This window comes from Terrabacter sp. P5_B1 (assembly GCF_056400505.1).
In genome coordinates, this window is sequence record NZ_JBFULD010000130.1 from 1 (window position 1) to 10,756 (window position 10,756).

General features: G+C 71.1%; 11 protein-coding genes. 8 read left to right on the forward strand and 3 right to left on the reverse strand.

Going from position 1 to position 10,756, the window contains the following annotated elements; genetic code table 11:
• The 8 genes from AC1DP0_RS11065 to mutM all read left to right on the forward strand — a co-directional run.
• Window positions 1-1,202: DAK2 domain-containing protein (locus tag AC1DP0_RS11065; RefSeq protein WP_478084569.1), on the forward strand; the 1,202-nt coding region annotated here is incomplete at its 5' end.
• Between the two features lies 1 nt (window position 1,203).
• The gene (locus tag AC1DP0_RS11070) at window positions 1,204-3,468 is read left to right on the forward strand and encodes an ATP-dependent DNA helicase RecG (RefSeq protein ID WP_478084571.1); all 2,265 of its coding nucleotides are present in this window, start codon (window positions 1,204-1,206) and stop codon (window positions 3,466-3,468) included.
• 1 nt (window position 3,469) lies between these two features.
• Window positions 3,470-4,051 (forward strand): 16S rRNA (guanine(966)-N(2))-methyltransferase RsmD, encoded by a 582-nt coding sequence (gene rsmD / locus AC1DP0_RS11075; RefSeq protein ID WP_478084573.1) that lies wholly within the window; start codon window positions 3,470-3,472, stop codon window positions 4,049-4,051.
• A 41-nt stretch (window positions 4,052-4,092) separates the two neighbouring features.
• Window positions 4,093-4,581, forward strand: a complete 489-nt coding sequence (gene coaD, locus AC1DP0_RS11080; RefSeq protein ID WP_478084575.1) for a pantetheine-phosphate adenylyltransferase — start codon at window positions 4,093-4,095, stop codon at window positions 4,579-4,581.
• Between the two features lie 89 nt (window positions 4,582-4,670).
• Window positions 4,671-5,246, forward strand: a complete 576-nt coding sequence (locus AC1DP0_RS11085) for a YceD family protein (RefSeq protein WP_478084577.1) — start codon at window positions 4,671-4,673, stop codon at window positions 5,244-5,246.
• A 1-nt stretch (window position 5,247) separates the two neighbouring features.
• Window positions 5,248-5,442: a 50S ribosomal protein L32 gene (gene rpmF / locus AC1DP0_RS11090; RefSeq protein ID WP_030146690.1), complete on the forward strand. Its 195-nt coding sequence runs from the start codon at window positions 5,248-5,250 to the stop codon at window positions 5,440-5,442.
• 7 nt (window positions 5,443-5,449) lie between these two features.
• The gene (rnc, locus tag AC1DP0_RS11095) at window positions 5,450-6,241 is read left to right on the forward strand and encodes a ribonuclease III (protein WP_478084578.1); all 792 of its coding nucleotides are present in this window, start codon (window positions 5,450-5,452) and stop codon (window positions 6,239-6,241) included.
• 6 nt (window positions 6,242-6,247) lie between these two features.
• On the forward strand, window positions 6,248-7,108 hold the full coding sequence (gene mutM, locus AC1DP0_RS11100; protein ID WP_478084579.1) for a bifunctional DNA-formamidopyrimidine glycosylase/DNA-(apurinic or apyrimidinic site) lyase: 861 nt from the start codon (window positions 6,248-6,250) through the stop codon (window positions 7,106-7,108).
• Between the two features lie 42 nt (window positions 7,109-7,150).
• Here the strand turns inward: mutM and AC1DP0_RS11105 are convergent, their stop codons facing one another.
• The 3 genes from AC1DP0_RS11105 to AC1DP0_RS11115 are packed head-to-tail and all read right to left on the reverse strand — an operon-like array spanning window position 7,151 to window position 10,592.
• Entirely contained in the window at window positions 7,151-7,483 is a 333-nt protein-coding gene (locus tag AC1DP0_RS11105; RefSeq protein WP_478084581.1) for a hypothetical protein, read from the reverse strand.
• A 13-nt stretch (window positions 7,484-7,496) separates the two neighbouring features.
• Window positions 7,497-9,257 carry a sodium:solute symporter family protein gene (locus AC1DP0_RS11110; protein ID WP_478084583.1) on the reverse strand — a complete coding sequence of 587 codons (1,761 nt, stop codon included), beginning with the start codon at window positions 9,255-9,257 and terminating at the stop codon, window positions 7,497-7,499.
• A gap of 60 nt (window positions 9,258-9,317) precedes the next feature.
• The gene (locus tag AC1DP0_RS11115; RefSeq protein WP_478084584.1) at window positions 9,318-10,592 is read right to left on the reverse strand and encodes an NAD(P)/FAD-dependent oxidoreductase; all 1,275 of its coding nucleotides are present in this window, start codon (window positions 10,590-10,592) and stop codon (window positions 9,318-9,320) included.
• Window positions 10,593-10,756: the final 164 nt, after the last annotated feature.

Below are 10,756 nucleotides of genomic sequence, written 5' to 3' on the forward strand. Positions count from 1 at the left end.
CCCTGGCGGCGGTCGAGGCCTCGCGAGAGGCGCTCGCGCGCACCCCGGAGCAGCTCGAGGTGCTCGCCCGCGCCGGCGTCGTCGACGCCGGCGGCGCGGGACTCGTCGTGCTGCTCGAGTGTCTCGAACGCGTCTGTGCCGGCCAGCGAGCTCGCTCCGATGCCGACGACTCGGGGCGTCGCTTCCGGCGTCGTCCCGACCTGCCTGGTGCTGCCCACGACGTCCACCCGAGCGCGAGCACCGACGAGGAGGGCATGCCCGAGTACGAGGTGATGTACTTCCTCGCCGACTCCGACGACACGGCGGTGGACGTTCTCCGCAGCCGCCTCGTGCAGCTCGGTGACTCCGTCCTCGTGGTCGGTGGGGACGGTGAGTGGAACGTCCACGCGCACGTCGACGACGCCGGCGCTGCCGTCGAGGCCGGCATCGAGGCAGGGCGGCCGCACCGCGTGCGCATCACGAGCCTCGAGGGGGCCCACGGCCTCGGCCGCAGAGTCGAATCGTCCGAGGGACGCACCGCGTCGTCACGCACGGGGGCCGCGATCGTGGCCTGCGCGGCCGGCGTCGGGCTCGAAGGCCTCTTCGAGGATGCCGGTGCCGTCGTCGTGCGCTCCGGCCCCGGCCGGCGAGCCTCCACCGGCGGACTCATCAACGCGATCCGCGAGCAGCACGCCCGGGGCGCGTCGGGCGTCGTCGTCCTGCCCAACGACGGCGACACGCTCCTGGCCGCCGCGGCAGCTGTGCGCGCGGTCGCCGACGACGGCATCGAGGCGCACCTCGTCCACGTGCGCACCGCCGTCCAGGGCATCGCGGCCCTCGCTGTCTTCGAGCCGGCCGCCGCCGCCTCGGCCAACGTCCTGGCCATGCAGGCAGCCGCGTCGGCCACCCGGCACGGCGCGGTCACCGTCGCCAACCGGGCCGCGCTCACGAGCGGTGGCCCGTGCCAGGCGGGCGACGTCCTCGGGGTCGTCGACGGCGACGTCGTCATCGTCGGTTCCGACCAGCTCGCCGTGACCCGCGACGTCGTCCGGCGCCTCCTCGCGAGCGGAGGCGAGCTCGTCACCGTGGTTGCCGGCATCGACGCACCGGACGGCCTCATCGCTGCCGTCGCCGACGAGGCGCGCCGCGGCCAGCACGGCATCGAGGTGTCCCTCATCGACGGCGGACAGGCCGTCTATCCCGTGCTGCTGGGGGTGGAATGACATGCCCGTGCTCACCGAGGACTCGCCGCTGACCAAGCTCGTCAAGAAGAACGAGGCCGAGCAGCTCGCTCGCACCAAGGGCCTGCTGAGCGTGGCCGACCTCTTCGAGTTCGTGCCGAGACGCTACGTGCGGCCCGGCCAGCTGACCGACCTCTCGTCGCTGCACGTCGGCGAGGACGTCCTCGTGGTGGCCGAGGTCAAGACCGCGTCGACGCGATCCATGCGCAACCGCCGGGGCAAGATGCTCACCGTCGTCATCGGCGACGACCTCGGCAACGAGCTCGACGTGACGTTCTTCAGCGCCTACGGCCACGAGGGCAAGCTCCAGCCCGGGGCGCGGGGCTTCTTCGTCGGGCAGATCGGCGCCTACGGCCGTCGCCTCCAGCTGACCCACCCCGAGTACGAGCTCTTCGACGACGAGGCCGCGGGGGAGGCTGCCGTCGAGTGGTACCGCACCCATCGCGTCCCCGTCTACTCCACGACGGGCAAGCTCAACTCGCTGCGACTGCGCAAGCTGGTCCACACCGCGCTCGACACGGTCGACCGCATCCGTGAGCCCGTCCCCGACGACGTACGCGTGGCGCGCGGCCTCGTCGAGCGTGCCGTCGCGCTCGAGCTCGTCCACCGCCCGGCCGTCGACGACCAGCCGGCGCGGGGCCTCGACCGGCTCAAGTACGACGAGGCCTTCGTGCTCCAGACGATCCTCGCCCAGCGCCGCAAGGCCGCCGAGTCCGAGCTCGCGACGCCACGGCCACCACGCCCGGGCGGCCTGCTCGCGGCCTTCGACGCCCGGCTGCCCTTCGAGCTGACGGAGGGCCAGCGCGAGATCGGCGAGGTCCTCGCGTCCGAGCTCGCGTCCGAGCGCCCGATGCACCGCCTGCTGCAGGGGGAGGTCGGCTCGGGCAAGACGGTCGTCGCCCTCCGGGCGATGCTGGCCGCCATCGACGCGGGCGGCCAGGCAGCCCTGCTCGCCCCGACCGAGGTGCTGGCCGCCCAGCACCACCGGTCGATCACGGCGATGCTGGGCGACCTCGCCCAGGGCGGGATGCTCGGCGGCTCGGAGTTCGGCACCACCGTGGCGCTGCTCACCGRGAGCCACAGCACCGCCACGCGTCGCCGTTCCCTGCTCGACGCGGCCTCCGGCGAGGCAGGCATCGTCGTGGGCACGCACGCCCTCATCCAGAAGCACGTCCAGTTCGCCGACCTCGCGCTCGTCGTCGTCGACGAGCAGCACCGTTTCGGCGTCGAGCAGCGGGATGCCCTGCGGGAGAAGGGCATCCGTCCTCCCCACGTGCTCGTCATGACGGCGACGCCGATCCCGCGCACCGTGGCGATGACGGTCTTCGGCGACATGGAGACCTCCACGCTGCGCGAGCTGCCCCGCGGACGCTCGCCCATCGCGACGCACGTCGTCGACGCCGACAAGCCCGGCTGGATCGACCGCACGTGGCAGCGCGTCGCGGAGGAGGTCGCCAAGGGGCACCAGGCCTACGTCGTGTGCCCGCGCATCGGCGACGTCGACGACGAGCCCGGCTCGGTCGCAGCGTCCTCCCGGGACACCTCCGACGAGGACGCCGGCTGGGACGCCCACTGGGAGACCGGTGAGGACGGTGAGGACCGGGCCGACGGCGACGAGGCCCAGACCAAGGACCTCACCGGCGTCTACGCGATGCTCAGCACCCTGCGCGCCACCCCGGCCCTCGACGGGGTGCGCATCGACGTGCTGCACGGGCGCCTCGACCCCGACGCCAAGGACGCCACGATGCGCGCCTTCTCCGCGGGCGAGATCGACGTGCTCGTGGCGACCACCGTCATCGAGGTCGGCGTCGACGTCCCGAACGCCTCGGTCATGGTCGTCGTCGACGCCGACCGCTTCGGCATCTCCCAGCTGCACCAGCTCCGGGGCCGTGTCGGCCGTGGTGTGGTGCCCGGCCTCTGCCTGCTCATGACCCAGGGCGCGGGGGAGCGGGCGGCCGAGCGCCTCGACCAGGTCGCCGGGACGACCGACGGGTTCGAGCTCGCTCGGGCCGACCTGCTGCTGCGCCGCGAGGGCGACGTCCTCGGCGCGCGACAGAGCGGTCGGGGCAACTCGGTCCGGCACCTGCGCCTCGGCCGGCTGGAGGACGAGCAGATCATCGCCGATGCCCGCGAGGACGCATTCGCTCTCGTCGACCGTGATCCCGAGCTGCGTGAGCACCCGGCGCTCGCCGCCGCCGTCGCGATGCGCCTCGACGAGGACCAGGCCGTATGGCTCGAGCGAGGCTGAGGTGACACGCATCATCAGCGGTGTCGCCGGCGGACGGCGTCTGCAGACGCCCCCGGGGTCATCGACCCGACCCACGTCCGACCGGGTGAGGGAAGCCCTCTTCAGCCGCCTCGAGCACCGCGGGCTGCTCGACGGCGCCCATGTCCTCGACCTCTACGCCGGCTCCGGCGCCCTCGGGCTCGAGGCGGCCAGCCGCGGCGCCGCGCTCGTGCTGCTCGTCGAGTCCAACCGCGCAGCCGCGAAGGTCATCCGCAGCAACGCCGGTGTCGTGGGGCACCCCGGGGTCCGGGTCATCGCCGACGCCGTCGAGCGTGCGGTCGCCGCGGGCCCACCCGCCGGCGCGCGCATGGACCTCGTCCTGCTCGACCCGCCCTACGACGTGACCGAGGACGCCCTTGCCGCCGTGCTGGCCGCCCTCGTCGAGCGCGAGTGGCTCGCGGCCGACGCGTTCGTCGTCGTCGAGCGCTCCAGCCGGTCGCCGCAGCCCACCTGGCCGGACGGTCTCGAGCTCTCGGGCGAGAAGCGCTACGGCGAGACGGCGGTGTGGTTCGCCGAGCCGACGCCGGGTGACGTCGTGGCGTGACGCTCCCGCGACGACGACGACCCGGACGGTAGGTTGAGCGCGTGACGAGCGAAGCGCGCCGCTGTGTGTGTCCCGGCTCCTACGACCCGATCACCAACGGTCACGTCGACGTGGTGACCCGGGCCAGCAGGCTGTTCGACGAGGTCGTGGTGGCGATCCTGCACAACCCGGGCAAGCAGGGCACGTTCGGCATCGAGGAGCGCATCGCCCTCATCGAGCAGTCCGTCGGCCACCTGCCCAACGTGCGCATCGACGCCTGGGCGGACACGCTGGTCGTCGAGGTCTGTCGCGAGGTCGGTGCGGCGACGATGGTCAAGGGGCTGCGCGGYGGCACCGACTTCGCCTACGAGCTGCCCATGGCCCACATGAACCGTCACCTCACCGGCGTCGAGACGCTCTTCCTCGCCGCCGACCCCACGCTGACCCACGTCTCCAGCTCGCTCATCAAGGAGGTCGTGCGCTACGGCGGCGACGTCCGGGGTCTCGTCCCGGACCCGGTCCTGGCAGCCCTGAGCGGGCGTCTCGTCTGATTTGGGCGCACGGCGCCCCTCTAGTAGCCTTGGAGGTCGGTCCACGTCCGTCTTGGCGCGGACCGAATCCTCTACTGTGCGCAGGAGCCATGGACCGTCCTGATCCCCGTTCTTCTCTGGTGCTCGACACCAGGGAGCTCGTTCGGCGACCCGGGACGATGCTCGAGCTCTCGCGCACGGTGCCGTTGCCCGACGACCTCGGAACCGACATCATCTCGATCAAGACCGGCCAGCCGGTCGTGGTCGAGGTGCGCATGGAGTCCGTGGTCGAAGGTGTCCTCGTGACGGGTTCGGTCAGTGGCACGGCGACCGGCGCCTGCGTGCGGTGCCTGGATCCTCTCGAGCTCGATGTCGAGGGGCGCTTCCAGGAGCTGTTCGCCTACGCCGACCGGGCGGCGCACCACCACGAGGTGGGAGCCGACTCGGACGAGGACGAGGTGCACGAGCTGGTCGGTGACCTCATCGACCTCGAGCCCGTGCTCCGGGACGCTGTCGTGCCGACGCTGCCGTTCCAACCGGTGTGCCGGCCTGACTGCCCGGGGTTGTGTTCCGAGTGTGGGATGCACCTCGCGGAGGACCCGGACCATCATCATGAAGTGATCGACCCGAGGTGGTCGTCCCTCAGCGGACTGCTGAGCAACGACCCGCAAGAGAAGAGGAACTGACGTGGCTGTCCCGAAGCGGAAGATGTCGCGCTCCAACACCCGTTCGCGTCGTGCGAACTGGAAGGCAACGCCGACGACGCTGACCACGTGCCCGCAGTGCGGTGCGGCAACCCAGCCGCACATCGCGTGCCCCTCGTGTGGCACGTACAAGGGCCGTCACTACGCCGTCGCCGAGCGCACCGAGCACCAGGCCTGATCACCCCGTGAGCAGCCCCGTGAGCGACGTGAGCGCTGGGGGTGTTCCGGCGGTGCCGCAGCGGCCCGTCGATGCTCTGATCGCCCACCTCCGTGAGGTGGTCGGCCAGGACATCGACGAGCCGCTGCTCCTGCGTGCCCTGACGCACCGCTCGTACGCCTACGAGAACGGCGGCCTGCCCAACAACGAGCGCCTCGAGTTCCTCGGCGACTCCGTGCTGGGGCTCGTCGTCACCGAGTCGCTCTACCGCGAGCACCCCGACCTGGCCGAGGGGCAGCTGGCCAAGCTGCGCGCGGCCGTCGTCAACATGCGCGCCCTCGCCGATGTCGCCCGGATGTTCGACCTCGGGCAGTACGTCATGCTCGGCAAGGGTGAGGAGGCGACCGGGGGCCGCGACAAGGCCTCGATCCTCGCCGACACCCTCGAGGCGCTCATCGGCACCGTGTTCCTCTCGACCGACATCGACTTCGCCGCGCGCTTCGTGCACCACCACTTCGACCCCATCATCGAGCAGGCCGCCACGCTCGGGGCCGGACTCGACTGGAAGACGAGCCTGCAGGAGATGGCGGCCGGCTCGGCGCTCGGGTCACCGGAGTACCGCGTCGGTGAGCAGGGACCCGACCACGAGAAGGAGTTCCACGCCCGCGTCGTCGTCGGCGAGGAGGTGCTCGGCGAGGGCCACGGCCGGTCGAAGAAGGAGGCCGAGCAGAAGGCCGCCAAGGAGGCCTGGCACACGCTCGACGACCGTCGGGGCACGTCCCGACCCGCCGGCGACATCACCGGCCCCAGCCCGACCTGACGCCGCGTGCCTGAGCTGCCCGAGGTCGAGGTCGTGCGTCGTGGCCTCGAGGACCACGTCGTGGGTCGCCACGTCACTCGCACTCGGATCACCGGGGTGCGCGTGGCGCGTCGCCACGACGCCGGTCCCGACGACCTCGCCGCACGGCTCCACGACGTGACCGTCACCGCGGCGTCCCGTCGCGGGAAGTACCTCTGGCTCGCCCTCGACGGCGAGGACGCCCTCATCGTGCACCTGGGGATGAGTGGGCAGATGCTCGTCGAACCGGCTGACGCGCCGCTGGAGAAGCACTGCCATGCCCGGTTCGACTTCGCCGACGACGGCCTGCAGCTGAGGTTCGTCGACCAGCGCACGTTCGGTGGCCTGGCGCTGTCACCGCTTCGGCCCGACGGCATCCCGGAGTCGGTGGCCCACATCGCGCCCGACCCCTTCGAGCCGGCCTACGACCAGACCGCCGTCGTGAGGCGGATGAAGCAGCGCGACAGCGCCGTCAAGCGCGCCCTTCTCGACCAGACCCTCGTGTCGGGCATCGGCAACATCTACGCCGACGAGGCCCTCTGGCGCGCCGAGGTGCACGGTGAGCGAGTGTGCTCGTCGCTGAGCAAGCCGGTGCTCAGCAAGATCCTCGACCATGCCCGCGACGTCATGGCCGAGGCGCTCGGCCAGGGCGGCACGAGCTTCGACGCGCTCTACGTCAACGTCAACGGAGCGAGCGGCTACTTCGACCGCTCGCTCCACGCATACGGACGCGCGGGCACCCCGTGCGACCGGTGCGGCGCCCTGATGCGCCGTGAGCAGTTCATGAACCGCTCGTCGTTCTCCTGTCCCGTCTGCCAGCCGCGCCCGAGACTTCGCAACCCGTCCTGACCGTCAGGGGACGGCGGGCGGGTTGCGAGCGGGCAAGCGGTGTCAGTGCCCGCCCTGGTGTCGCCTCGGCGCCGGCCTCGTCGGGTCGTCGTCGACGGGCTCGACGTGCGCGGGCACGACGATCGGCCTGAGCCGCGCCCAGGTGATGAAGACGGCGCTGATGACGAGCAGGACGATGCCGGCGTAGAGGTTGGCATTGATGTTGCCCGTCCTGTCGTACGCCTTGTCACCGAAGATCCCGAGCGCCGTCAGGATCAGGCCGTAGAGGCCAAGGAGGCCGCCGATGAAGTTGCGGATGTCGAAGGCGCCCGCCGTGTGCTTCTCAGCCCCATCACCGTCGCGGGCGGGAGCGTCGAGATCGTGGTGGTCACTCATGGCGGGGCTCCTGTCAGAACAAGATGTTGAGGATGATGACGAGGCCGAGCGAGACACCGGCGAGGGGCAGGGTGCGCCGGTACCACGGCAGCCGGTGCTCCTCCGGGTCGACGAGGTCCTCCCTCGGCGTCTCGGAGTAGACGAGGCCGCGCAGCGAGCCGGCCGGCTTGGGTTCGGTCACGAGTGACACGACGACGCTGAGAATGATGTCGACGACGAAGGCTGCCGATGCCGCGACGAACGCGGCGCCCTGGCCCTTCAGCGGGATGACCCCGAGACTGAGGGTTCCGAAGGCGTCCTCGCTGAGGAAGGCGACGAGCACGGCCGAGAGGGTTCCGGCCGAGAGGCCGACCCAGCCGGCGGTGGCGGTCATCCGCTTCCAGAACATGCCGAGGATGAAGGTCGCGAAGAGCGGCGCGTTGAAGAACCCGAAGAGCGTCTGGAGGTAGTCCATGATGTTGCTGAACGAGCTCGCCACGATGGCGGTGAAGATGGCGATGACCGTGGCGCCGACCGTTGCGAGACGTCCGATGCGTAGGTAGTAGTCGTCGCTGTGGTCCTTGCGGATGTAGCGCTGCCACAGGTCGTAGCTGAAGACCGTGTTGAACGCCGAGATGTTGGCGGCCATGCCGGCCATGAACGCCGCGAGCAGGCCGGCGATCGCGACGCCGAGCAGGCCGTTGGGCAGGATGTCGCGCATCAGCAGCAGCAGGGAGTCGTTGTACTTGACGCCCTCTCCGGACGCGCCACCGGGCGGCGAGCCACCGGCCTTGAGCTGGCCGATCTCCTTGACGAGGACGGCGGCGATCATGCCCGGCACGATGACGAGGAAGGGCACGAACATCTTGGGGAACGACCCGATGATGGGCGTCTTGCGAGCCGCCGAGATCGAGTTGGACGCCATGGCGCGCTGGACCTCGACGAAGTTCGTCGTCCAGTAGCCGAAGGACAGCACGAAACCCAAGCCGAACACGATGCCGACGATCGACCAGAACGGTGAGTCGAAGCCGGAGAGCGCCTGGCCCGGCCACGAGTGGAGCTGCTGCTCGGCCGAGGGCACCTTCGCGGCCACGGCGGCGGGTGTGGAAGCGAACTCGGTGATCCTGTCCTTGAGACCCTGCACGCCTCCCACGCGGTTCAGGCCGATGAGGGTCAGCGGCAGCAGCGCGGCGACGATGACGAAGAACTGGAGCACCTCGTTGTAGATCGCCGCTGAGAGACCGCCGAGCGTGATGTACGACAGGACGATCGCGGCCGCGACGAGCAGCGCGATCCAGAGCGGCCAGCCGAGCAGCGCGTGCACGATCGAGCCGAGCAGGTAGAGGTTGACGCCGGCGATGAGCAGCTGCGCGAAGGCGAAGCTGATCGCGTTGACGAGGTGGGCGCCCGTGCCGAAGCGGCGGAACATGAACTCCGGGACCGAGCGCACCTTCGAGCCGTAGTAGAAGGGCATCATCACGACGCCGAGGAAGAGCATGGCGGGGATCGCCCCGACCCAGAAGTAGTGCACGGCCGAGATGCCGAGCTGGGCACCGTTGGCTGACATGCCCATGATCTCGACGGCACCGAGGTTCGCCGAGATGAAGGCGAGACCCGTGACCCAGGCCGGGAGCGACCTGCCCGAGAGGAAGAAGTCGATGGAGTCGGACACCGATCGCCGTGCCATGACCCCGATGCCGAGGACGAAGACGAAGTAGAGGGCGATGATGACGTAGTCGACGGCGTTGGCGCTGATGAGGGTGCCGGCGGTGGGCAGACCCGCGAGAGCGTGCATGCGATCAGTCCCTTCGTTGGGCGACGATTCACGCTAGCGCAGGGTCTGGCGCCGGGCGCGTCAAGGTGAGCGGGTGTCTCGGGCCCTCGTGATGAGCCGCTTGAGCGGGACGGAGGGGTCCGCCGCGGAATCGGCCGGAATTGTCATACCCTTCTCGAGCGCTCTCTTCACGGCGAGGTAGTCCGTCGGGCTGCCCACCGACTCGACGGCGATGAGCAGCCCGTCCCGGTAGCTGAGGAGCGAGAACCGCTCTGCCGCAGGGTCGCCGCGAAGGACGGTCTGGTCGGCGCCGTGGGGGAGACCGGCGATCTGAAGCCGCAGGTCACCCTGGTCGCTCCAGAACCACGGCACGGAGGCGTATGCCGCCGGGCGGCCCGCGAGGGTCGCTGCAGCTGCGCGTGCCTGGTCGGTGGCATGCGCCACGCTCTCGAGGCGTGTCGGCCCGACCAGCCCGCGGACGAAGGGGTTGGGTCCGACGGTGCAGTCGCCGGYCGCGACGGTGAGCCCGTCGGAGGTGCGGGCGTGCTCGTCGACGACGATGCCACGCGGCTCGACGGTGAGCCCGAGCTGGGAGGCCAGCTCGGTGCGAGGGTCGACGCCGATGCCGACGACCACGACGTCGGCGTCCAGCACGGCGCCGTCGGCGAGCTCGACCCAGACGGCGTGCTCGTCCTCACCGATGAGGCGGACAGCACTGGCGCCCAGCAGGACCCGCGTGCCGCGGCGTTCGTGCGCGTCGCGGACGGCGTCGGACAGCAGCGGTGTGACCGCCCGGCCGAGCAGGCGGTCGCCCGCCTCGATGACGGTCACCGCGGCGCCGAGCGCGCGGGCGCTCGCGGCGATCTCGAGCCCGATGAAGCCACCCCCGACGACGACGATCTCGCGCGCCTCGCGGAGCCGGGGCGCCAGCCGGTCTGCGTCAGCCAGGGTGCGCACCGAGTGGACCCGGTCGAGCTCGGCGCCGTCGACGGGGAGCGCCCGGTTGACGGCGCCCGTGCTCAGGGCGAGGCGGTCGAACCCGAGCGTGCGGCCCGAGGCGGTGACGGCGCGGCCTCCACGGGCATCCCGCTCGATCGCCGCCACGGCGTCGCCGGTGACGAGCTCGACGCCGAGGTCGGCGAACCACGCGGCGTCGTGGAAGACGAGCGAGGCGCGGTCGTGCTCGCCGCGCAGGTAGCTCTTCGACAGCGGGGGGCGTTCGTAGGGCGCGTCGGGCTCGTCACCGACGAGGACGACCGGCTCGACGTCCCCGAGCTCGCGCAGGGCCGTGACGAGCGAGATGGCGGCCTGGCCCGCGCCGACGACGAGCGTCCCTGCCGTCCCGTCCCTGGCCATGGGTGCCACCCTAGGGTGGGCGCATGACGTGGTCACCTGCCAACCCCGAGTCCGTCTTTACCTACGGCGCTCCGCAGCTGAAGTTCGGCGCGGGGGCAGCCGACGAGATCGGCCACGACCTCGGGGTGCTCGGCGCGCACCGCGTCCTGGTCGTCACCGACGCC

Coding starts and splice junctions, on each gene's coding strand:
- AC1DP0_RS11085 (WP_478084577.1), top strand. CDS start 4,671: ATGGACCGTCCTGATCCCCGTTCTTCTCTGGTGCTCGACACCAGGGAG.
- AC1DP0_RS11105 (WP_478084581.1), bottom strand. CDS start 7,483: ATGAGTGACCACCACGATCTCGACGCTCCCGCCCGCGACGGTGATGGG.
- AC1DP0_RS11110 (WP_478084583.1), bottom strand. CDS start 9,257: ATGCACGCTCTCGCGGGTCTGCCCACCGCCGGCACCCTCATCAGCGCC.